17 protein-coding genes are annotated in these 22,345 nt (G+C 75.3%); 12 read left to right on the top strand and 5 right to left on the bottom strand.

Features of this window, described 5'->3' with window-relative positions; all coding sequences use genetic code 11:
- Positions 1-68: 68 nt before the first annotated feature.
- The 3 genes from M8330_RS07510 to M8330_RS07500 all read right to left on the bottom strand — a co-directional run bounded on the left by M8330_RS07510 (position 69) and on the right by M8330_RS07500 (position 4,006).
- Positions 69-1,706 (bottom strand): ABC transporter substrate-binding protein, encoded by a 1,638-nt coding sequence (locus M8330_RS07510; RefSeq protein WP_250826817.1) that lies wholly within the window; start codon positions 1,704-1,706, stop codon positions 69-71.
- Between the two features lie 247 nt (positions 1,707-1,953).
- Positions 1,954-2,877 (bottom strand): ABC transporter permease, encoded by a 924-nt coding sequence (locus M8330_RS07505; RefSeq protein ID WP_250826816.1) that lies wholly within the window; start codon positions 2,875-2,877, stop codon positions 1,954-1,956.
- A 1-nt stretch (position 2,878) separates the two neighbouring features.
- Complete coding sequence (locus tag M8330_RS07500) at positions 2,879-4,006, bottom strand: ABC transporter permease (RefSeq protein ID WP_250826815.1); 1,128 nt, start codon at positions 4,004-4,006, stop codon at positions 2,879-2,881.
- A 326-nt stretch (positions 4,007-4,332) separates the two neighbouring features.
- Here M8330_RS07500 and M8330_RS07495 point away from each other — a divergent pair, with 326 nt between their 5' ends.
- Entirely contained in the window at positions 4,333-5,106 is a 774-nt protein-coding gene (locus M8330_RS07495) for a GntR family transcriptional regulator (RefSeq protein WP_250826814.1), read from the top strand.
- A gap of 46 nt (positions 5,107-5,152) precedes the next feature.
- Positions 5,153-7,489 carry an FUSC family protein gene (locus M8330_RS07490; protein ID WP_250826813.1) on the top strand — a complete coding sequence of 779 codons (2,337 nt, stop codon included), beginning with the start codon at positions 5,153-5,155 and terminating at the stop codon, positions 7,487-7,489.
- A 13-nt stretch (positions 7,490-7,502) separates the two neighbouring features.
- Here M8330_RS07490 and M8330_RS22405 read toward each other — a convergent pair whose 3' ends face one another.
- The gene (locus tag M8330_RS22405; protein WP_250826812.1) at positions 7,503-8,642 is read right to left on the bottom strand and encodes an App1 family protein phosphatidate phosphatase; all 1,140 of its coding nucleotides are present in this window, start codon (positions 8,640-8,642) and stop codon (positions 7,503-7,505) included.
- A gap of 707 nt (positions 8,643-9,349) precedes the next feature.
- On the opposite strand from M8330_RS22405, the gene M8330_RS07480 reads away from it, so the two are divergent.
- The 8 genes from M8330_RS07480 to M8330_RS07445 all read left to right on the top strand — a co-directional run bounded on the left by M8330_RS07480 (position 9,350) and on the right by M8330_RS07445 (position 20,710).
- Positions 9,350-10,288 (top strand): glycosyltransferase, encoded by a 939-nt coding sequence (locus tag M8330_RS07480; protein ID WP_250826811.1) that lies wholly within the window; start codon positions 9,350-9,352, stop codon positions 10,286-10,288.
- Positions 10,281-11,618, top strand: coding sequence for a glycosyltransferase (locus M8330_RS07475; RefSeq protein WP_308196252.1), 1,338 nt, complete (start codon positions 10,281-10,283; stop codon positions 11,616-11,618). Before M8330_RS07480 ends, M8330_RS07475 begins: the two co-directional genes overlap by 8 nt.
- Entirely contained in the window at positions 11,578-12,666 is a 1,089-nt protein-coding gene (locus M8330_RS07470; protein WP_250826810.1) for a hypothetical protein, read from the top strand. Before M8330_RS07475 ends, M8330_RS07470 begins: the two co-directional genes overlap by 41 nt.
- Positions 12,663-15,914, top strand: coding sequence for a glycosyltransferase family 39 protein (locus M8330_RS07465; RefSeq protein WP_250826809.1), 3,252 nt, complete (start codon positions 12,663-12,665; stop codon positions 15,912-15,914). Before M8330_RS07470 ends, M8330_RS07465 begins: the two co-directional genes overlap by 4 nt.
- A complete protein-coding gene (locus M8330_RS07460; RefSeq protein WP_250826808.1) occupies positions 15,911-17,563 on the top strand; it encodes a glycosyltransferase family 2 protein in 1,653 nt (550 codons plus the stop codon). Before M8330_RS07465 ends, M8330_RS07460 begins: the two co-directional genes overlap by 4 nt.
- Entirely contained in the window at positions 17,560-18,885 is a 1,326-nt protein-coding gene (locus M8330_RS07455; RefSeq protein ID WP_250826807.1) for a hypothetical protein, read from the top strand. Before M8330_RS07460 ends, M8330_RS07455 begins: the two co-directional genes overlap by 4 nt.
- A gap of 28 nt (positions 18,886-18,913) precedes the next feature.
- Positions 18,914-20,092 (top strand): methyltransferase domain-containing protein, encoded by a 1,179-nt coding sequence (locus M8330_RS07450; RefSeq protein ID WP_250826806.1) that lies wholly within the window; start codon positions 18,914-18,916, stop codon positions 20,090-20,092.
- A 222-nt stretch (positions 20,093-20,314) separates the two neighbouring features.
- Positions 20,315-20,710, top strand: coding sequence for a winged helix-turn-helix domain-containing protein (locus tag M8330_RS07445; RefSeq protein ID WP_250053089.1), 396 nt, complete (start codon positions 20,315-20,317; stop codon positions 20,708-20,710).
- A 49-nt stretch (positions 20,711-20,759) separates the two neighbouring features.
- Here M8330_RS07445 and M8330_RS07440 read toward each other — a convergent pair whose 3' ends face one another.
- Positions 20,760-21,377, bottom strand: a complete 618-nt coding sequence (locus M8330_RS07440) for a hypothetical protein (protein ID WP_250826805.1) — start codon at positions 21,375-21,377, stop codon at positions 20,760-20,762.
- 17 nt (positions 21,378-21,394) lie between these two features.
- Here M8330_RS07440 and M8330_RS07435 point away from each other — a divergent pair, with 17 nt between their 5' ends.
- Positions 21,395-21,601: a hypothetical protein gene (locus tag M8330_RS07435; RefSeq protein ID WP_250826804.1), complete on the top strand. Its 207-nt coding sequence runs from the start codon at positions 21,395-21,397 to the stop codon at positions 21,599-21,601.
- Between the two features lie 9 nt (positions 21,602-21,610).
- On the top strand, positions 21,611-22,288 hold the full coding sequence (locus tag M8330_RS07430; RefSeq protein ID WP_250826803.1) for a SprT-like domain-containing protein: 678 nt from the start codon (positions 21,611-21,613) through the stop codon (positions 22,286-22,288).
- The last annotated feature ends 57 nt before the right edge of the window (positions 22,289-22,345 follow it).

Below are 22,345 nucleotides of genomic sequence, written 5' to 3'. Positions count from 1 at the left end.
GGCCCGCGGGGCCGGTGGTGGACCGGCCCCGCGGGCTGTGATCAGACGCCTGGATCAGGCGGGGTGCGTCAGCCGACCGACAGGTTCGAGTAGTCGATGACGTTGTCGGAGCGGAACGCGTAGCCGTCGACGTCCGTGGCGAAGGCGTTGAGCGGCTGGACGTAGTTCATCCAGATGGTCGGCACCTGGTCGCGCATGATCTGCTCGGCCTCGTTCCAGTAGGCGCCGGACGCGTCGGAGAGCGGGTCGCCGCCGTTGTTGCCGGCGTCGAGGGCGTCGTAGAAGTCCTGGTCCTCCCAGTTCGGCCAGTTGATCGGCGAGCCGGCGGTGTAGAAGAGGCCGAGGACGTACGGCGGGGACTGGACGATCGCGTAGTCGCGACCCATGGAGGCCTGAAAGGTCTTGGCGCTCAGGCCCTCCTGGAAGGTGGCGTAGTTGACCTCGTCGATGGTGACGTCGAAGCCGGCGTCGGCGGCCGCGGTCTGGATCTGGGTCGCGACCTCCTCCAGGTCGGGGTAGGAGTTGTTGACCGTCAGCGTGAACTCGACCGGGTCGGTGTAGCCGGCGTCCTCGAGCATCGACTTCGCGAGCTCGGGGTCGTAGGTGTAGGGCGAGAGGCCCTCGTCGGAGTAGCCCGGGGCGCTGGAGCCGAGGATGCCGGAGAGCTCCGAGGCGCGACCGCGGTAGACGTCGTTGATGATGTCGTCGTAGGGGATCGCGTGGGTGAGCGCCTGACGCACGGTGACGTCGTCGAAGGGCTCCATGGTGGTGGTCAGCGGCATGTACACGAACGCGTTGGAGTCGACCGTGTAGATGTTGGCCTCGTCGCTGTCGGCGAGGTCGACCTGGTCGGCCGGGCGCAGCTGGGTGGCGATGTCGACGTCGCCGGAGGCGAGCAGGTTGGCGCGCTGGCCGGCGTCGGAGACGACGCGCTGCACGATGCGCTTCACGCTCGGGGCGCCCAGGACGAAGTCCTCGTTGGCCTCGTAGACGATCTGCTCACCGGGGGTGTAGTCGGCGACGCTGTAGGCGCCGAAGCCGAAGTTGGGGTGGGTGTTGGACCACTCGACGGCGTACGGGTCGTCGTCGGTGACGTGCTTCTTCAGCTCGGTGCTGTCGTAGATCGTGTAGGGGATGTTCGCCAGCAGCGAGAGCAGCGTGAAGCCGTAGGACTTCTTCTCCACGGTGAACGCGACGGTCTCGTCGTCGATGGCCTTCACCTGGGTGTCGGGGTCGGTGAACATCGGCGCGGAGATGAAGGCGTTGATGCTGGTGTCGGTCTTGAACCGGCGCTGCATCGTGAAGACGACGTCCTCCGACGTCAGCTGGTTGCCGTTCACGCTGACCGCGTCGGGGTCGAGGTGGAACGTGTAGGTGAGCCCGTCCTTGCTGACGTCGTAGCTCTCCGCGAGCATCGGCTCGAAGTTGTAGTAGTCCTGCTGCTGGGCGGTGCCGTCCTCGTTGTCCACGTACGGGTTGCGGATGAGGGTGGCGCCGGTGTTCTCGAAGAACTCGGCGGTCTCGTAGCCGGTCGGGGAGATCTCGTAGGCAAAACCGGCGGGCTGCGACGCGGTCGCGATGACGAGGGTGTCGGAGTCGGAGGCGGCGCTGTCCGACCCCGAGCTGCCGCCGGAGCAGGCGGCCAGGGCCAGGAGCGACCCGGCGGCGAGGAGGACTCCGAGGCGAGTCCTGGTGCGGTTCTTCATGAGCAGGGGAGCTCCGTTCGTTTCCGTGGCACGCGGAGGGTGCGTGTGGGCGGTTTCCGAGAGAGAGGACGGCGCCGTTGCCGGTGGTGCTGGTGGGTGGTGCTGGTGGGTGGTGCTGGTGGGTGGTGCTGGTGGGTGGTGCTGGTGGGTGGCGCGCCCGAGCGCAGGGCGCACCGGCCCGGCCGACGTCCCTGGTGGGAGCCGGGAGCTGGGTGGTGAGACGGGGCGGAGAGAGGCGGCCGGGGCGTCAGCCCTTGTCGCGGTCGAAGGCGGAGATGAGCGTGGAGGCCGACCAGACGGCGTAGCCGAGAGCGAGCGAGGGGAAGAGGACGCCCCACCAGCGGCCGACGGCGGCGTCCGGGGCGCCGGTGGCGAGCATCGAGCCCCACTCGGCGGTGGGCACCGGCACGCCGACGCCGAGGAAGCCGAGGGCGGCGCAGAAGATGATCGCCATGCCGAAGATCGCCGAGGTGTTCTCGATGACCGGCAGCAGCGAGTTCGGCAGCACCCGGCGCACCAGGATGCGCAGCTCGGACTCGCCCGAGAGGCGCCCGGCGTCGAGGTAGCCGGCGTGCTTGACCACGCCGACCTCGGTGCGCATGAGGCGGGCCGAGAACGGCACCAGGACGACGGCCAGGGCCAGCGAGATCACCAGCGAGTTGCGGCCGAAGAACGACACCACGACCAGCCCGGCGATCATCACCGGGATCGCCTGCACCAGGTCGATGAGCCGGCCGAGCAGGCGGGCCGCCCAGCCGAGCGGCCCCCGGTGGGAGTCGTACATGCCGGCCACGAGGCCGATGACGATCGCCAGGACGGTGGTCAGGGCGGTGACCGCGATGGCGATGGTGACGTCGAGCCGGAACGCGGCCAGCACCCGGGAGAGCACGTCCATGCCGTTGGCGTCGGTGCCGAACCAGAACTCCCCGTCGGGGGCGCTGGAGCTGGGGCCGACGACCCGCTCGGGGTCCATCGGCGCGAGCCACGGGCCGAGCACGGCGAGCACGACCAGGATCGCGAAGGGCAGCAGCCGCAGCCAGAAGCCCACCCGCCGGTGGCGGGGCTTCGTGGCCGAGGTGCGGGGCGCCTTGCGGGCGCCGGCGGGGGAGCCGGTGCCGAGGGCGGCCTCGGGTGCGGTGGCGCTGTCGGGCGTGGGTGCGGTGGCGGTCATCTCAGGCGGCCTTTCCGGTGCGGCGGCGCGGGTCGAGCAGGGCGATGACGATCTCGACGACCAGGTAGATCGCCAGGCACAGGGCGGCGGCGACCAGCAGGAACGAGCGCAGCGCGAAGATGTCGGAGTTGTTCACCGCGTCCACGGCGTACTGGCCGAGGCCGCCGAGGCCGAACAGCGCCTCGAGGACGACGGCGCCGCCCAGGAAGAGGCCGAACATCATGCCGAGCATCGCCACGGCCTGGGGCAGCGCCCGGCGGTAGATGCTGAGCAGGACGACGCGGCGGGGTGCGCCGGCGGCGATGCGGAACCGCGTCGAGGGGTCGTCGATCGCGCCCTGGAGGCCGAGCACCAGCGACTTCATCAGGATCGGCGTGTGGGCGACCACCATGACGATCACCGGTAGCACCAGGTGGGAGACGTAGGACGAGGCGGCGGCGGTGTCGCCGGCGATCAGGGCGTCGAGCACCGGGAAGCCGGTGACGTCGTCGGGCGCGATGAGCAGCGGGTCCAGCCGGCCCGAGGGCGCGGGGGCCCAGCCGAGCACCGCGTAGAAGACGAAGAGGAAGGCGATGCCGAGCACGTACTCGGGCAGCGCGCCGGCGGAGCGGGCGTAGGCGCTCAGCACGCGGCTGACGGGGTTGCTCGGGTGGGTCACCACGAAGTGGGAGAGCAGCACGGTGACGATGCAGGCGAAGAAGAGGCCGGTGGTGATGAGCTCGAGCGTGGCGGGGATGCGGGTGGCGAAGTCCTCGATCACCGGCCGGCCGCTGGCGATGGACTCGCCGAGGTCGAGGTGGGCGAGCTGGCCCAGGTAGGTGAGGAACTGGTCCCACACCGAGCCGTCGAGCCCGTAGGAGGCGCGGGCCGCCTCGAGCGCGTCGCCCTGGAGGCGGCCGCCGGTGGCGGTCACCACCGGGTCTCCGGGGATCAGCTGCACGAGCAGGAAGGAGATGACGACGAACGCCAGCATGTTGCCCACGGCGGTGGCCACGGGCCGGACGAGCCAGCGCAGCGACGGCGCCGAGCGCCGCCGGGGTGCGGTGCTCTCGGCGTCGGTGCCGGCGTCGGTGGCCCCGGCGTCGGGGTCCGCCGGGGCGGCCTCCACGACGTGGTCGGTGGTGCTCACGGCGTCCTCCTGGTGAGTGGTGGGGAGCGAGCGGGGGATGGAGCGGGGAGCGGTGCGGCGGCCGTCCCGACGCTGGAGCGGCGACCGAGACGCAACTGTGCGCAGCCCAGATTTCGCCGCGGGTACCGCAGCGGTTAAACGGCCTTTGCGCATCTACCCGCCATCAAGATCGCTGCATCCGTGCAGGTCAGAGGGGGTGCTTCACGGATCACGCCGATTCGGGGCTGCGGCGTTGTCGTCGCTGTCACATACTTTTCGTGCCCGTCCACGTCAGTGCCGCCGTGCCGGTGGGTCCCTCGTCTCCGCCCTGAGAGGAACCTCCCCCCGTGCCCGGACACCCTCGTGCCACCGGCGGCTCCGCCCGCGGTCGCCAGCCCTCCGCCCGCCGCGTGCTCGACCTGCTCAACGCCTCGATCCGCGACGGCGTCATCTCGCCCGACCGCCCGCTCGCGGAGGAGGACCTGATGCGCGTCTTCGGCTCCTCGCGCGCCGCCGTGCGCTCCGCCCTCGGCCAGCTCGCCGCCTCCGGCATGGTCGAGCGCCGTCCCCGGGTCGGCACGTGGCTCAACCGCGGCTGGACCGAGCTGGCGCTCACCGACTTCCAGGACGACGCCGGCGAGATCGAGCTCCAGATCACCGAGCAGGGTCGGGTCGCGACGTCGCCGCTGCTGCGCGAGCGGCTCCAGACCGACGACGAGGTGGTCCGCATGGTCGAGAACACCTGGTCGGCCGACGGCGACCTCCTCGGCATGCGCACCGCCTACTTCCGCACCTCCTACTCGATCGACCCCGCCGTGTGGGTGACCGAGCCGGTGCGGATGGTCGACGTGCTCTCCGGCTTCTTCCACGTCACCGTGGGCCGGGGCATCGTGAGCATCGGTGCGGACGTGGCCGACGACCGCACCGCCCGGCTGCTGAAGGTGCAGCCCGGCACGGCGCTGATCAACCGCGACATCACCTACTACGACGCCGAGGACCAGCCGGTGCAGACGGTCTTCGACCGCTTCCGCGCCGACCGGGTCCGCCTCGTCCACGAGCTCGAGCGGACGTGCGTGGACGACGACCGGGGCCTCGAGGCGCAGGAGAGCCTCGGCGCCTGAGCCCCGCCCGCCCCGGTGGGGTGATCGACGGTGGTTGGATCGACCCGTGCCCACCCTGTCCCGCCGCCTCGCCGAGGCGCTGCCGGACGCGGTGCGGCGCTTCCTGCTGGAGGCCCGCGACCGCGCCCGGGTGAGCGACCCGGGCGCGGGCCGGCTGCGGCAGGGGCTCTCGGCCGCCGTCTGCGTGGGTGGGTCGATCCCGCTCCAGATGGGCGTCTCCGGCCTGCTCGGCCACGACGCGGCCACCGGCCTGGCCACGGTCATGCTGGGCGCGATCACCGCGATGCTCGGCTCCAACGCCCTGTTCGGGAGCAGCCGCGGGTACGCCTGGCGGACGGCGGCGTGGTTCCCGGTCGCCGCCGGCCTCGGCGTCGGCCTGGCCAGCGTGCTGGGCGACCGGCTCACCCAGGGCCTCGGCTTCGCCGTCGTCCTGTTCCTGGCCGTGTGGGTGCGCCGCTTCGGCGGGCCCTGGTTCTTCTACGGCTTCCTCGGCTGGATGGGCTTCTTCGCGGGCACGTTCCTGCAGGTCTCCCCGCCCCAGCTGCCGGCGCTGCTGCTGGCCGCCGTCGTCAGCGCCGCGTGGGTGGCCACGGTGACCTCGACGCTGCTGCACGCCGACCCGCGGCGGGTGCTGCACGCGACGCTCGGCGCCTTCTTCGCGGGCGGACGCGCCGTGGCCCGCGAGGCCGCGGACCTGCTCGAGGTGCCGCCCGACAACCCCGGCCGCGCGACCCGCGCCGAACGGGCCCTCGGCGCCCGGGTCGCGGCGCTGGGGGAGTCCGCGCTGCTGGTGGAGGCGTGGTCGCAGGAGCCGCGGGCCGTGCCCGAGGGCTGGTCGGCCGCCGCGCTGCGCCGACGCACGCTGGAAGCCCAGCAGGCCGCCGAGCGCTGCGCGTCCGCCGCCGAGGAGCTGGCCCGGCTGCGCGCCGAGGGGGTGCGCGGGCAGGAGCGGCTGCGGGTCGACGTCGCGCTGGTCGACGAGGCCCGCCGCGCGCTGGACCACCTCGCCGCCCGCCGTGACCGGGCCGCCGAGGTGGCCGCGGACCGGCTGGTGCGCCGCGCCGCCGAGATCGACGGGTCGCCCGGCCTGACCGGCGGCTGGCAGGCCCGGCACCTGGCCCACGGCCTGCGCGAGCTGCTCCGCTTCGCCCACGCGGCCGACGAGCCGCCCGAGGTCGACCCCGGCGAGGTCGAGTTCGAGGCCGCCACCAGCCTCGTCTTCGGCGGCCTGCCCGGCAGCCCGGCCGTCGCCCGCGACGTGCAGGTGCGGGGCAGCCGGCTCAACCCGCTGACCCGGGTCTCCATGACCACCCGGCAGGCGGTGCAGATGATGCTGGCCGGGGTGCTGGCGCTGCTGCTGGGCTCCCTGCTCTCGCCGACGCGGTACTACTGGGCCGTCGTCGCCACGTTCATCACGGTCACCGGCACCGGCAGCCGCACCGAGACCTTCGTCAAGGGGCTGGGCCGCGTCGTCGGCACGCTGCTCGGCATCGCCGTCGCCATCGTGCTCGCCCACGCCACCGCCGGCAGCACGCCGCTGGTGCTCACCGTGATCCTGGTGAGCATCTTCCTGGCGATGTACTTCGTGAAGGTCTCCCAGGCCGCCACCGCCTTCTTCATCACCCTGGTGCTGGGCGAGCTCTACACGGTGCTCGGCTCCTTCAGCGACGACCTGCTCGCGCTGCGCCTGGGCGAGACCCTCGTGGGGGCGCTGACCGGCGCCGTCGTCGCGCTCGTCATCGCGCCCCTCTCTACCCGCGACACGGTGCGTGCCGCCCGCGACGAGCTGTACGAGGCCATGGCCACCCTGCTCGACGGCGTCGCCACCTACACGCGCGCCCTCGAGCCCGAGCGCCCGCGTCGACGAGGGCGGCCGTCGTCGGGCACGACCACGAGCACGAGCGCCGGTGGAGGCGCCGGCGCGGACGGCGGGGGGCGGGTCGACCTCGACGCGCTGGCCCGCGCGGTCGACGACAAGGCGCGCCGGGTGGCGCTCGTGGCCCGGCCGCTGGTGCGCACCCTGCCGATCGGCGCCAGCAGCCGCGGCACCCGCCGCCGCCTCGGGCTGTACGCCGCCGCCACCAGCCAGTGCCGCGCGCTGGCCCTCAGCCTCCAGGCGCGGCCCCCGGCCCACCCCTCCGCGACCGCGGCCGCCGCCGAGGCGATCGCACAGGGGCTGCGGGCGCTCACGGCCGCCGGCGTGGGGCAGCGAGCGCCGCAGGCCGAGGAGCCGCTGAGCCGCGGCGGGCTGGTGCTGTTCGCCGGCCCGCACGCCGACCGCGACGACGACCCCGTCGTGCGGCACCTGCACCACCTCACCGCCACGCTGGGCGAGCTCGCCGGCGTCGGGCGCACCTCCGGCTGGCGCCGGTCCTGGAACTAGCGCCGAGGAGCGGCTAGGCCCGCCCGCCCCGCAGGCGCCGCAGCCGCGGCAGCTCGGGCAGCCGGCGCCGCAGCACGTCCCCGTCCGCCCCGTGGACGACGGGGACGCCGACCGCCCGCGCCGCGGCCGTGGCCCGGCGCCGGGCGTGCACGTGGCCCGGGAGGGAGCGGGTCGCGGCCTCGGTGGCCGGCAGGTCCCGCAGCAGCACGCCCGCGACCCGGTCCGGGTGCTCGACGGCGAGGTCGGCGTAGGTCTCCGGGTCGTGCTGGCCGTCGTCGCCGACCAGCAGCCAGGTGAGGTGGGGAAGGTCGTTCAGCAGGCGTCGCAGCTCGCCGCGCTTGTGGGCGACCCCGCTGCGGAACCAGCGCCCGGCGGTGGGCCCCCAGTCGGTGAGCAGCATCGGGCCCGCGGGGTAGCCGTGGCGCCGCAGGAACCGCTCGATCGCGGGCGCCACGTTCCAGGCGCCGGTGGAGAGGTAGACGCAGAACGCCTCGCCGGTGCCGGTGTCCTCGCCGAGCACCTCCTCGTAGAGCCGGGACATCCCCGGCACGGGCCGGCGGGAGTCCTCGCGGGAGAGGAACGCGTTGCGCAGCGCCTGGAGCCGGCGGGGGAGCACCGTGACGATCACCGTGTCGTCGAGGTCGGAGACGAGGCCGAGCCGGGCGTCGGCGGCGACCACGTGCAGCGTGGCCGAGACCGGGGGCCGGCCGGGCACCGAGAAGGAGACCTCGGTGGGCCCGGGCGGCAGCGGCACGTCGAGGCGCGCGTCCACGTAGCCCTCGCGGTTCGTGCGCAGCAGCACGGTGCGCCCGCCGACGTCCACCGTGACCTCGGTGTCGGAGACGGACTGCACGGTGAAGCGGCGCCAGCCCCGGGGCGCGGGCTCCTCGGCGGAGCGGGCGGGCTCGCGGTCGCCCTCCTCCGGCGGGGGCGCGAGCAGCACTCGGGCGAACACCCGTACCCATGCGCCCTCCAGGCCGTAGCCCGGCGCGGGCAGCACCCGCTCGGTCCAGCCGCGCCCGCGCAGCGCCCGGCCGAGCACCGCGTCGACGGCGTCCTCGGCACGGGCTGGCCATCCCAGCGGGGTCGGCTGGTCGTCGGCGGCGGGCCCGGGGACGGGCTCCTCGGAGGGGGTCGGAGCAGGGGGTGTCACGCCCGCATCGTCGCAGCCGTGGCGGGTCGCGACCACCCGCCTCTCCGGGCGGGGTCCGGGTCGCGTGGCCCGCCCCTGGGTGCCGTGCCCGGAGCCGTCGTGCGGGCCTGGGCCGGCGGCCCGACGGAGCCGTGGCGGGCCCTGCAGGGGCCTCGCGGTCGGCCCCGGGGTGGTGCGAGACGTCCGGGACGGCGGCCTAAACTGAGAGGAGCGCCACCGAAATCCAGGCCAATTCTCATGTTTACCCGATTCCGGGGACGGAACGAGAAGCGTCCTTCGTCACGTAACGGTCCGGGTCCCGCGTCGATCCTCCACGTGGAACGGCCAGGACGGCCCTCACCCGGCCGGTCCGGAGCCGTGCGTCACAGCGATCCGCGCTTGCACAGCCGCCTTGTGGCTCGACACGGTGAGGACGCCAGCGCAGCCCGGGCCCGCCGCCGAAGGACGACGGAGCAGCACCGCCCGCACGACCTCGCCACCTCGAACGCAGTTCCCTGACACGACCGGGTCCCCCCCGGTCCCGCAGCCCCCTCCCGGGTATCGGAGGGCGCTGCGACGCACACCACGAGGCAGCCCGAGCCCTTCCACCCGTGACGTCGACGACGACGCCGGGTGGCGCCGGCGTTCCCACCCGAACGCGACGTCGCGTGCCCCACCACCCGGTCGGGCGCGGCCGTCGTGACGTAGAGGAGCACCAGGAGCATCCCGTGTCGATCGAGATCGTCATTCCCGCGCACAACGAGCAGCACCGCATCGGACAGACGCTGCACGCGTACACCGAGCTGTCCGACCCCGACCTCGTCATCACCGTCGCCCTCGACGACTGCACCGACGGCACCCGCGACATCGTCGCCGCGGCGGCGGTCCACGACCCCCGCATCCGCTTCACCGAGTACCCGCGGCTCGGCAAGGGCGGCGTGCTCGCCGAGGCCATGCGCGCCAGCACGGCCGACCAGGTGGCCTTCGTCGACGCCGACTGCTCCACCCCGCCCGAGGAGATCGCGCTGCTCGCCCGGACCCTGGACGAGACCGAGGCCGACATCGCCATCGCCTCCCGCTTCCACCCCGCGTCCGTGCTGCCGCGGCCGCGCTCGCTCAAGCGCAAGGTGACCAGCGTCGGGTTCCAGGCCGCGGTGCGTCGCCTGTTCGGGCTGCCGTTCTTCGACACCCAGTGCGGGGCCAAGGTGCTCACCCGCACCGCCGCCGAGCGGATCATGCCGCTGGTCTCCAGCCGCGACTTCGTCTTCGACGTCGACCTCCTGGTCACCGCCCGGGCGCTCGACCTCACCGTGGCCGAGATGCCGACGGTGTGGATCGACCGCGACGGCTCCCGCGTCGACGCCCTGTCGGACTCGGTGCGCATGGCGGCCTCCCTGGGCCGCCTCTGGCTGCACCACCGCGTCGTCCCCGTGCGGATGCCTGCCAAGGCCCTCGTGGAGTCGCTGCCCGCCGGCGCCGGCTCGCCCGCGACCGGCGAGATGCCCGTGATCGACGCGGGGCTCGGCACGGACGGGGCCGGGGGTGGCCGGTTCCCCGAGCCGCTGCCGCACCCGACCGCCGGCACGCGCGCGGCCTACGCGCCCGACACCTACGCCCACGACCCGCGCACCCCCGATCCCCTCGCCCAGGAGGCCTCCCGTGCCTGAGCACCCCGCGTCCCCCCGCAGCACCGCCGGCACCAGCACCGGCACCAGCACCGGCACGACCGGCAGCACCACGCCCGACGTGGCGATCGTCAGCCTCTACCCGCGCCTCGGCTCGCGGCACGACGGCGACTCCGGCGTCGCCTCCTACACCGCCAACCTCGCCCACGCCCTCGCGGACGCCGGCCTGGCGGTGTGCGTGGTCGCGCCCGTGCTCGAGGGCGAGCCCGCGGTGGGCCACGACGGCCCCGTGGAGGTGCGCCGGGCCTTCACCAGCGGCCGGCCCGCCGCCGTCCGCGACGCCCTGGCCGCGGCCCGCGCCACGGGTGCCGCGCAGGTGCACCTCCAGTTCGAGCTGTTCCTCTACCACGGCGCCTCCGGGCTGCCCGTGACCGTCGCGGCGCTCGCGCACCACCGCCGCGCCGGGGCCCCGCTGACCCTGACGATGCACCAGGTCGTCGACCCGGCGAAGGTCACCGCCGAGTACACCCGGATGCACCGGATCGGCGTGCCGCCCGTGGCCGCGCGGGCCGCGATCGCCGGCGTCCAGCGGGCGCTGCCGCGCCTGGCCAGCACCACGATCGTGCACGAGCCGGCGTTCGAGCGGCTGGTGCCGGGCGCCGTCGTGGTGCCGCACGGGATCGAGGTGCCGGAGCCCGGCTCCCGCGAGGGCGCCCGCGAGCGCCTCGGCGTCACCGGTGACGCCCTCGTGGCGATGAGCTTCGGCTTCGTGGCCCCGTACAAGGGCCTCGAGACGGTGCTCACCGCGGCCACCATGACGCAGGAGGACGTGCAGGTCGTCGTCGCCGGCGGCACCCACCCGCGGCTGGCCGCGCAGGGCGACGACTACGAGGAGCGGCTGATCGCCACCTACGGCCACCGCGCCCGCTTCACCGGATTCGTCCCCGACGCCGACGTGGCCGACTGGTTCCGCGCCGCCGACGTCCTCTGCCTGAACTACCCCGAGCCGCACGCCTCCTCCGGGCCGCTGGCGCTGGCGCTGGCGCACCGCACCCCGATGGTGCTCTCGCCGCGCCTGGCCGAGGTGATCGGCGTGCCGGCGCTCTCCGTCGGGGGGCGCGGGGAGGCCGCCGACTGGGCGGCCCGCCTCGACGCCCTCGCCGCGGACGGCGGCGCGCTGGCCGCCCTGCGCGGGCGCACCGACGCCCTCGCCGCCGACCGCACCTGGCCGGCCGTCGCGCGTCGGCACGCCGCCCTGTACGAGGCCGTCGACGACGCGGCCCTGCCCGCCCCTACCGCCCCCGCCGCTCCCGAGAGCCAGGAGGTGACCGATGAGCGCAGCACTGATCCTGCAGACCACGCCGTGGCGTGAGAACGCCGACGACACCGCCCTGGCCGTCGTCGCCCGCGAGGTCGGTGGCATCGACGGCATCGACGTGGCCGCCGCCACCGCCGACCCGCAGCGCACCGCCCGCGTCACCGGCGTCCCGACCGTGCCGGCGGACCTGCCGCACCTGCTGCGCTCGGCCGGCCACACCGACACCCTCGTCGTGCTCGGCGGCCGCCCGCTGGCCGGCCGTCGGGAGTCCCTGCTCTCCCTGCGCTCGCTCTCCACGCTGAGCCAGGCCTACCGGGCCGCCGGCCGCCGCGTCGCGTTCGTCGACCTCGGCGTCGGCAAGCTGTCCCCGCGCCGCGAGGGCACGGCCCGCCGGCTCCTGGCCGGCTCCTCGCTCACGGTGCTCGACTCCGCCGAGTCCGCCGCGCGGCTCGCCGCCGCCGGGCTGCCCACGCCCATCCGGGTCGGGGCGCACCTGGGCTGGCACGACCTCCAGGACCTGCCGGTCCGCACGGAGGGCCCGGCCACGTTCGGCGCCCTGGTCGTGGTGGACGACGCCACCCTCGTGGGCGGGGGAGGCCCGGCGGTCCTCGCCGACCGGATCGCCCTCGACCTGCACCGCGCCGCCGCCGGCGGGCTGCTGCCCGAGCGGCTGGCCGTGCAGGCCCGCCGCCCCGGCAGCGCGGCCGGGGCGGACCTCGACGCCGCCCAGTCGCTGGCGCTCGGCCTGCGGGCGAAGGGGCTCTCGGCCGCCGTCCTGCCACCCTCGCCGTCGCTGCGCGCCCAGCGCGACCTGCTCGCGGCCTCGGCCCGGGTCTTCGCCGCCGACGCCGAGACGCTGCTGGCCGCCGCGGCCGCCCGCACCCCGGTCACGCCCTGGCCCACCGGCCAGCGCGCCGGCGGGCTGCTCGCCCACCTCGGCGACCGCGGGCTCTCCGCCGTGCGCGAGCAGGTGGCCGCCGCCGGCGAGGTGCTCGACCTGCTCGTGCTGCTGCTCTCCGAGGGCGCCGGCACCAGCGGGCACCCCAGCCACAACTCCGCGCTCCAGGCCTCGCGCCTGCGCCCCACGGGGGTGACCCGATGACGCTGACCTCCTCACGCACCCCCGAGGGCACGCGCGCCCGGGACCGCGCCGCCGCCACCACGGCCGGACGCCGGCAGGTCGCCGTGCTCGCCGGCCAGCTGGTCGCGGGCCTGGGCAACCTGGTCGTCTCCGTGCTGCTGGCGCGGCTGCTGCTGCCGGGCGACTACGCGGCCTACACCGCGTTCCTCGGCGCCTACGTCATGCTCCACACCATCGCCTCCTCGGTGACCGCCGCGATCGCGATGGACCCGGCCCTGCACGGCCGGCTGCTGCGTCGCGCGCTCCTCGGCTCGCTCGCCCTCGCCGCGCTCGGTGTGGCCGTCGCGCCCGCGCTGGCCGGGCCGGTCGGGCTGCCGATGCTGCTCGTGGCGCTGCTCGGGCTCTCCGCCCCGTCCGCGGTGCTGCTGGCGCTGGCCCGCGGCCGGCTCTACGGCACCCACCGCAGCGTGGGCGCCGCGCTCACCCTGGCCACGGAGCCGTTCGGCCGCGCCGCGGTCGGGCTGGCGCTGGTGCCGGTGCTCGGCGCCGGCGGTGCCGCGGCGGGCACGGTCGCGGCCGGGTACCTCGCGCTCACCGTCGCGCTGCTGGCCGGACGGGGCGCCCACGTCGACGCCGACGCGGCCGCGGCCCGCCGGGGTCACTGGGGCACCGTGCTGACCTTCCTGCTCGTCGCCGTCGTGGCCGCGCAGGACGTGATCATCGCCAACAAGGTGCTGCCCGGAGCCGAGGCCGGCGTCATCGCGGCCGTCGCCACGATCGGCGGCGCCGCGTACTTCGCCACCGCCACCATCCCGCTGGTGCTGATGCCCAGCAGCGGCGCCGAGCAGAAGGGCTCGCTCGCGGTCGCCCTGGCCGCCGCCGCCGGCATCTCGCTGGCCGCCCTGCTCGTGGTCGCCGCCATCCCGGCGTCCGGCTACGCCCTCGTCGTCGGCGAGGCCTACCGCGACGCCGCGACCTACGCCCCCGCCTACGTGGGCGCCATGGCCGCGCTCGGCGTCGCCAAGGTGCTCGTGGCCCGCCTGTGCATGAACGGCCGGGCCTGGGCCGGGGCCGTGCTCGTCGCCCTCGCCGTCGGCCTCCAGCTCGCGCTGCTGCTGCGGGCCGAGAACGCGACCGGGATCGTCACCGCGACCCTCGTCGCGTGCCTGTTCCTGCTGCTCGGCGCGGCCGCGCTCAGCCCCTTCGCAGCTCCGCCCGCGTCGACGGTGGGGGCCGTCGACGCGGGCGGCACCACCGACCGGAAGGCCCCCGAGACGATGACGGACACCCACGCCCGCCCGACCGTCGAGGACCCTGCTCCCGCACCTGCTGCCACGTCGGACGTGGCCGCGCCGCGCTCCGGCGCCCGCGCCTGGCTGGCCGAGCACTGGCTCCTGGTCGTGGCCCTCGTCGTGGGGCTGGGCCTGCGGCTCGCCGTCACCCGCTCGATCTGGATCGACGAGGCGATCAGCATCCGCCAGGCCCAGCTGGGCTACGGGGCGATGATCTCCGACCTGGCCGAGAACGACGTGCACCCGCCCGGCTTCCACACGCTGCTGTGGGCGCTGGTGCACGCGACCGGCTCGACCGCCGAGTACGTCGTCCGGCTGCCCAGCCTCGTGGCCGGCATGGCCCTGCTCGTGGTGGCCTACGCGTTCGCCCGCGACCTGTGGGACCGCCGCACCGCGAACATCACCGCGATCGTCTTCTCGGTGGCCCCCGTCGCCGTCTGGTACGCCCAGGAAGCGCGGATGTACGCGCTCTGGATGCTCTTCGCGACGCTGGCCGCGTGGGCCCAGCTCCGGGTGCTGCGGGACGTGGGCCGCGACGGCGGCCGCGGCCGCTGGGCCGACTGGGCGGTGTTCGCCGTCTCCTCGGCGCTGGCCGTCTACATGCAGTGGTTCGCCGCGCTGCCGGTGCTCGTCGCGCAGGCGCTCATGCTCGGCTTCGTGCTGCGGCCGACGTTCCGCCGGATGTGGTGGCGCTGGGTGGTCTCCGGGCTCGGCGCGCTCGTCCTCGTCCTGCCGCTCGTGCCGTTCGCGCTCGAGCAGCTGGGCTCGGTGGTCGCCGCCGGCGGCGGTGCCTCCACCACGCCCGGCCAGGTCGGCACCGACGCCACCGCGATCGCCTCGGACGCCCCCGACGTCTACGCGATCGTCGCGAACACCATCTGGGCGATCTGGGGCTACCACGCCGACTCGGTGATGGTGCTGGTCTCGGCGCTGTGGCCGGTCGTGCTGATCGGTGCTCTCATGGGCCTGGGCCGCGGCCGCTCCCGCGAGGTGTGGGTGCTGGCGCTGCTGACCGTGGTGCCCGTCGCGATCCTGTTCGCGATCGGCTTCGAGCGGCGCCAGCTGTTCGAGCTGCGCTACTTCACCGCGGCCGTGCCGATGACCCTGCTGCTGCTCAGCCGGCTCACCGCCACCTGGGCCCGCGGGCCGGTCGTGCGGGTGCTGATGCCCGCGGCGCTGGTCGCCACCCTCGTGCTCGGCCTGGCCGACCAGCAGGTCAACCAGTCCAACCCGCGCACCTACGACTTCGCCTCGGCGGTGGAGTGGGTGCAGGGCGAGAGCGGCAGCAGTGACGACCTGCTCGTCTACGCGCCGGTCTACCTCCAGGACGAGATGCTCTACTACGACTCCGGCCTGCCCGCCGTCTCCAGCGGCAAGGTGGACGGCGACAAGCGCCAGCTGGGGCTGCGCGCGGCCATCGGCGGGGCCACCTCGCGGGCCGTGCCCGACGTGGAGATGCCCCAGCGCGTCTTCGTGTTCGGCTCGTTCCTCTCCGACGCCAGCGTCTCCGGCAACGTCGGCTACGTGCTCGCCGCGCTCGAGCAGGGCGGCTACGCCCTGGACGACCAGTACCGGACGGCCAACGTCCGGGTCTGGGAGCTGGTGGCCACCGACGACGTGGTCGGTGCCGTCGCCGGCTCCGGCCCGGTCGCCGAGGGTGGGAGCCCTGGCACAACCAGGTCGCGCGGCGCAGACTCGACGCAGGCCTCGACGGGTACAGCGACGTCAGGTGGCTCCGGTTCCGACACCCCCCGGTCAGGTCCCGAGGCCGCCGAGGCCGGCTCGTCCGCCGGCACCACCACGGCCTGGACGGGCGTGGACGCAGGGTCCTCCGGCGGCGCCACGACGGGCGGCACCGCCGGGGGCCCCGGCGCGCTCGCGCTCGCCGCCGTCCCCGTCCTCGCGGTGTCCCGCCGCCGACGTGCCCCCCGATCCCTGGCGTACCGCCACGCCGTCACCGAGGAGGTCAGCCGATGATCCGCTCGCGCTCCACGAACCCCCGCGACCCCGGCAGCCCCGGCAGCCCCGGCGGTCCCGCGACCGCGCTCGAGACCGGGCCCACGCCCGGTCTCTCCAGCCAGGTGCTGGGCGAGCAGCGCCCCTGGCTGGTGCGGCTGCTCGTCGCCCTGGCCGCCACCGCCTCGCTCTGGTACTTCGGGTGGCTGCTCGTGCCCGGCCGGGTCGGCAACCCCTGGCTCTACGGGCTGCTGGTCGCGGCCGAGATGTTCAACCTCGTGCAGGCCGTCGGGTTCTGGTGGACGCTGCTGCACGACCGCACGGTGCGCCGCAGCGTCCCCATCGCCCACTACATGACCGTCGACGTGCTGGTGCCCCGCTACAACGAGCCGGTCTCGGTGGTGGAGCCGGTGCTCAGCGCCGCCCTGCGGCTGCGCGGCGCCGACGTCACCGTCCACCTGCTCGACGACGGCGACGACCCCGAGATGGCGGCGCTCGCCGCCCGCGTCGGGGCCCGGTACGTCACCCGCGAGGTCCACGACGGCGCCAAGGCCGGCAACATCAACCACGCCCTCGGCCTCGTGGACGGCGAGGCGGTGCTGGTGCTCGACTGCGACCACGTGCCGCACCCCGAGCTGCTGCGCCGCACGCTGGGGCACCTCTCCGACGAGAAGGTCGCCTTCGTCCAGACCCCGCAGTACTACGCCAACGCCGACCGCAACCCGGTCGCGGCCGCGGCCTGGGCGCAGCAGGCGCTGTTCTTCGGCTGCATCGCCCGCGGCAAGGACGACATGGACGCGATGTTCTGCTGCGGCACGAACGTGGTCTTCCGCCGTGCCGCGCTCGACGACGTCGGCGGCTTCCCGCAGCACAGCGTCACCGAGGACTTCGAGCTCTCCCTCGGGATGGTGCAGCGGGGCTGGCGCACGGCCTACGTGCCGGAGGTGCTCGTCCAGGGGCTCGGCCCCGACGACATGGCCTCCTACGCCGGCCAGCAGCTGCGCTGGGCGCGTGGCTGCCTCTCCGCACTGGGGCGGGCGCTCACCGCCCGCGTGCCGCTGCGGATCAAGGCGCAGTACGCGCTGTCGTCCCTCTACTTCCTCTCGGGCTGGACGGTCTTCGTCTACCTCTCGCTGCCGATCATCCGCATCCTCACCGGCGAGCAGGCGGTGGCCGCGGCCTCCGCGGACGCCTTCCTGCTGCACTTCGCGCCCTACTTCCTCATGGCGCTGACGCTCGTGGCGGTCGGTGGTGGCGGCACCTATTCGTTCCAGGCGTTCGCGCTGCAGGCCGCCTCGGCGTGGATCCACGTGGTCGCCACGTTCCAGGTGCTGCTGCGCAAGGGCGGGAAGTTCGTGGTCACGCCCAAGGAGGGCGGCGGCTCCTGGCAGCCGCTGGCCGTGTGGCCGGGGCTAGTGCTGTGCACGGCCCTGGTGGCGGTCTCCGCCTACGGCCTGGCCGTCGACCGCAGCGCCGGCATGCTCAACAACGTCGCGTTCTGCGCCCTGCACCTCGCGGTGATCGGCACCGGGATCTCCTGGGCGCTGCGCCCGGGCCGGCTCGCCGCCGCCGCGACCCGCGGGCTGCCCGTCGGGGAGGCACGCTGGGGCACCGCGGACGGACAGCCGCCCGCCGACGACGTGCTCGTCGAGCTGGGGGCCACGCGATGACCGGCCCCGCCCGTGCCACCCGCCGGATCTCGGTGCGGGACCGCACCTGGGCGCCGTTCCGCACCGTGTACGCGTTCGGCCGGCTGCGGCTGCCGAGCCCGGAGGACGTGCGGGACCTGCTGCTCGGGCTGGCCGAGGTCGAGCCGCAGCACCCGCTGCTGTGCGTGCTCGAGCCGACCAGCGCCGGTCCGCGGCTGCGCTCGCAGGCCGTCTCCGGCGCGGCCGTGCTCGCCGCGCACCTGGACCGGGTGCTGGCGGTGACCGACGAGACCGACCCCGCTGCGCTGTGCGACCGGCTGCAGGCCGACCCGGTGCACGACCTCGCCGTGGCGCTGGTGCTGGGCCTCGACCCGGCGTCCGACCCGGCGTCCGACCCGGCGGAGAGGGAGGGCTGCCTGGCCGGCTCGATCGCGCACGCGGTGGGCGACGGCGCCACGAAGAACCGGTGGCTGCTGGGGATCGCCCAGCTCGACCTCGACCTGCTGCGCACCCCGGAGCAGCCGCGGCTGCCGCTCGTGCAGGCCGCGTGGCGCACGTGGGGGCGGCGCCCGCAGCACGCCGTGGCCGCGGTGCGCGCCGCGCTGCCCCTGGGACCCGGCACGGAGCCGACGTCCGAGCCGCGCGTGCCCGGGCCCGTGGGGGCGCCGGTGACCCGCAGCGTCCTGCTGCCCCAGGCTGTGGTGGACGCGGTGCGCGCCGAGCGCGACCGCACCGGCACGAGCGCCTCGGTCGCCGCGCTGCTCATGGCCCGCACCGCGGCGGCGCTGGCGGCCGAGGGCATCTCCTCGGCCGGGTGCAAGGTGATGGCCGACTGCCGCGGCAGCCTCGGCGGCGCCCCGGTGTCGGGCAACTTCGCGACCGGGCCGTGGCTCGACGTCGACCCCACCGACGCGGCCGCGCTGGGCGCGGCGCTCAAGCGCGTCACCGCCGCCGGCGTCCCGCTGGTGCTGCTCGGTGCGGTCACGGTGCGCACCGGCCTGCGCGCGGCGCTCGGCCGGGTCGGCGTCGTCGACGTGGTCGGGCTGCCGGGGGAGGGGCGGGCGGCCCGCGTCGACGGACCGGTGCCCCAGCGGCTCACGCTCAGCTACCAGGGCCGCACCGGCTTCGAGCGGCTGCCCTGGACAGAGCCCACCGAGGCCCGCGCCGTCATCGCCGCGGAGCCCGACGGGCCCGGGGGCGTCACGGTCGCGTTCGCCGCGGGGCCCGCCGGGCTCGAGGTGGACGCGTCCTTCTACCCGACCGTCACCGACCCGGGGGCCGTCGAGCGTGCGCTGGCCGCGGTCGCGGCCTCCGGCGCCCCCGCCGAGGGGATCGCGGTCTGACGCCGCGCGCCCTCTAGGCTCGGCTCCCGTGCAGTGCGACTACTTCGACGCGGGCGCGTGCCGCTCGTGCGCGTTCATGGGGGAGCCGCACGCCGACCAGCTGACCCGCAAGGACCGGGCGGCCCGGGCGCTCGTCGCCGAGGTGCGACCGGGCGCCGGGGTCGCGTGGGAGGCGCCGTTCGCGCCGCCCGAGGCGGGGTTCCGCAACAAGGCCAAGATGGTCGCGGGCGGCACCGTCGAGGCCCCCACCCTCGGCATCCTGGACGGCGACGGGCACGGCGTCGACCTGCACGGCGTCGACCTGCGCGGCTGCGGCCTGCACGAGCCGGCGATCGTGGCCGCGCTGCCGGTGCTGGCGTCCTTCGTGACGACGGCGCGGCTCGTGCCCTACGACGTGCCCACGCGGCGCGGCGAGCTCAAGCACGTGCTGGTGACCTGCTCCCCGGACGGCGAGCTCATGGTCCGCTGGGTGCTGCGCTCGACCGAGGCGCTCTCGCGGCTGCGCAAGCACCTGCCGGCGCTGGCGGCGGCGCTCGCGGAGGCGGGCGCCCCGCTGCGGGTGGCGTCGGTCAACCTCCAGCCCGAGCACAAGGCCGTGCTCGAGGGCCCGGAGGAGGTCGTGCTCACCGAGGACGAGACGCTGCCGATGAGGCTGTCCGGCTCGGCCGCCGGCGCGGTCACCCTGCACCTGCGTCCGCAGGCGTTCTTCCAGACCTCCACGGTCGTCGCGCAGGCGCTCTACGCGACCGCCGCCGCGTGGGTGCGCGACGCGGCGCCCGCCTCCGTGGTCGACCTGTACTGCGGCGTCGGCGGGTTCGCGCTGCACCTGGCCGCGGTGGCGCCCGGCACGCGCGTGCACGGCGTGGAGATCTCGGCCGAGGCCGTGGCGGCCGCCCGGCGCTCGGCCGCCGAGGCGGGCCTGCCGGCCACCTTCACCGCCGGCGACGCCACGGCCTGGGCCGCCGACGGCACGCCCGACCTGGTCGTGGTGAACCCGCCGCGGCGCGGGCTCGGCGCCGACCTCTGCGCCTCGATCGAGGACGCGGCACCGCCGCTGGTCCTCTACTCCTCCTGCCACGCCACGACCCTCGCGCGGGACCTGGGCGACCTGCCGTCCTACGACCCGGTGCGCGCCCAGGTGCTCGACATGTTCCCGCAGACCGCGCACCACGAGACCCTCGTGCTGCTGCGTCGGCGCGAGCCCTGAGGCCGTCCCGCCCTGGTCCCGCCCTGGTCACGCCCACGTGACGCCCGTGACCCTCCCGCCGCCTCGTCTTCGCCCAGGGTCGGCGGGTACGGTGCGGATGTGAGTTCCGAGGCTTTCTGCGACCTCTGCGACCTCCCCATGTCGACGTGCGTGCACGGCATGGCTGCGCCGCCGCCGTCGCCCCACGCCCGGGCCCCCCAGCCGCCGCCCAAGGCGTCGCCGGTGACCCGCAAGCGTGTCTCGTCGACCTCGGGCAGCACGTCGAGCACCACCCGCCGCACGTCCTCGACCCGGGTGCCGGGTGCGCCGGCCAAGCCGCCGGTGGTGCACCGCCGCACCCCGACCGTCGAGTTCAAGCCGTTCATCCTGCTCCTGCTCCAGGAGGCGGGCGGCGAGCGCGAGGCCGACCTGCTCTACGACGAGCTGCCGGAGCGGATGAGCGAGCAGATGCGTCCGGGCGACCACGAGACGGGCCCCACCGGTGAGCTGCGCTGGCGCACCGCCGCCCGCAAGGCCCGCAAGGAGCTGGCGGACGAGGGGTTCGTGCAGGCCCCGCAGCCCGGCGTCCTCGAGCTCACCGACCGCGGCCGCGCCCTGCCGCCGGTCTTCGACGTCTGACCCACCCCTGACCCACCCCTGACCCACCCGTGACCCACCGCTGGGCGGGTCAGGGGCGGACGGAGATCTCCTGCCCGAGGGCGGCGCCGCCGAGCAGGTCGAGGTCGTCGCCGGACCAGAAGCGGCCGGGGTCGTAGTAGTTCGTGGGTCGCTTCTCGTCGAGCAGGCCCATCGCCGTGTAGGTCGCCGCGACGACCTCGGCGCAGTACGTCAGCTCCGCGGGCGCCGCGCGCCGCACCCGGCCGCGCAGCCACCGGCCGGCCAGCGAGGCGGTCGAGGGGAACGGGGTGCCGTCGAGCCGCGAGATCGTCCGCAGCACCGCGTCCTCCATCACCGGCGTCACCTCGGCGTCGAGCTGTCGCAGCCACGCGTCCTGCTCGTAGCGGCCGGTCCACTGGACGACCGCCTCGCGCAGGTCGTGCAGCTGCACGCCGCGCTGGTGGCTGTCGGTCCACACGTCGCGCAGCCCCTTGCCCAGCTCGGCGTGCCACATCAGCGGCGGCAGGTCGTCGAGCACGACCGCCATGCCGACGTGGTTCACCGGCGCGTTGGTGAGCGCCCGGATAGCGTGGTCGGCGGCGGAGTGGCCGCGGAAGAGCCACAGGTCGCCGGTGCGGGTCAGCTCGACGGCCTCGTCGAGACCGATCTGCGTCGGGTGCGTGCTCACGAGGAGGAGTCTGGTCCATGAAGGCCGCGACGGTGTGGAAGCTGCTGGGACTGGCGGGTGCCGCCGGCGTCGCCGCGAGCGGGGTGGTGGTCGCGCGCGACCAGCGCCGCCGGGCCTCCCTGACCCCCGAGCAGGTGCGCGACCGCCTGCACGAGCGCCTCGCGCGCGCCGAGGATCCACAGGCGGACGGCGAGGAGTCCGGTCCTGTCGGCGGCTCGGCCTAGCCTGCGGGTGTGGATCTCGCGGACGCCCTCGGCCTGGCGCGTGACCTGGTGGCCGAGCACGGGCTGACCGGGTGGCGCGTCACGCTCGACCGCGCCAAGCGTCGGGCCGGGGTCACCCGCTTCGACAGCCGCGTCATCGGGCTCTCCGCCCCGCTCACCGCCCTGGCCGGCGAGGACGAGGTGCGCGACACGATCCTGCACGAGATCGCCCACGCGCTGGTGGGGCCGCGGCACGGGCACGACGCGACCTGGCGCCGCACCGCGCTCTCGATCGGCTGCTCCGGAGAGCGGTGCGTGCCGGCCGACGCACCCCGACCCGTCGAGCCGTGGCAGGGCACCTGCCCCGCCGGGCACACCGCCGGTCGGCACCGACGCCCCGAACGGGTCGTCACCTGCGCCCGGTGCGCGCCGGGTCGCTTCGACCTCGCCCACCTGCTGACCTGGAGCCACCACGGCCGCCCGGCCACGGCCGAGATGCTGCACCCCAACTACCTCGCCGAGCTCGAGCGGCTGGCCGCCGGGCAGCGGATGCGGGTCCTCGGCCCCGGTCAGCGCGCCCGGATCATCGTCGGCGGGCGGTACGCCGGCTCGGTCGGCACCGTCGTCAAGCGCGGCCGCACCCGCTACCACCTCCGGGTGGGCCGGCAGGTGCTCACCGTCCCGTTCGCGGGGGTCGAGCCCGTCTGACGTGACGCCGGTCGTGGGTGCGGCGGTCTCGAGGCTCGTCGCCGGCGCTCCTCGCAC

This window comes from Nocardioides bruguierae (genome assembly GCF_023656415.1).
Taxonomy (GTDB): domain Bacteria; phylum Actinomycetota; class Actinomycetes; order Propionibacteriales; family Nocardioidaceae; genus Nocardioides; species Nocardioides bruguierae.
Note: the sequence above shows the minus strand (reverse complement) of the source record. Positions and strands in the feature narration are given on the sequence as shown.

Excerpts from the sequence above, each read along its gene's own strand:
- M8330_RS07510 (WP_250826817.1), bottom strand. The coding sequence starts at position 1,706 with ATGAAGAACCGCACCAGGACTCGCCTCGGAGTCCTCCTCGCCGCCGGG.
- M8330_RS07505 (WP_250826816.1), bottom strand. The coding sequence starts at position 2,877 with ATGACCGCCACCGCACCCACGCCCGACAGCGCCACCGCACCCGAGGCC.
- M8330_RS07470 (WP_250826810.1), top strand. The coding sequence starts at position 11,578 with ATGAGCGCAGCACTGATCCTGCAGACCACGCCGTGGCGTGAGAACGCC.
- M8330_RS07465 (WP_250826809.1), top strand. The coding sequence starts at position 12,663 with ATGACGCTGACCTCCTCACGCACCCCCGAGGGCACGCGCGCCCGGGAC.
- M8330_RS07460 (WP_250826808.1), top strand. The coding sequence starts at position 15,911 with ATGATCCGCTCGCGCTCCACGAACCCCCGCGACCCCGGCAGCCCCGGC.
- M8330_RS07455 (WP_250826807.1), top strand. The coding sequence starts at position 17,560 with ATGACCGGCCCCGCCCGTGCCACCCGCCGGATCTCGGTGCGGGACCGC.
- M8330_RS07435 (WP_250826804.1), top strand. The coding sequence starts at position 21,395 with ATGAAGGCCGCGACGGTGTGGAAGCTGCTGGGACTGGCGGGTGCCGCC.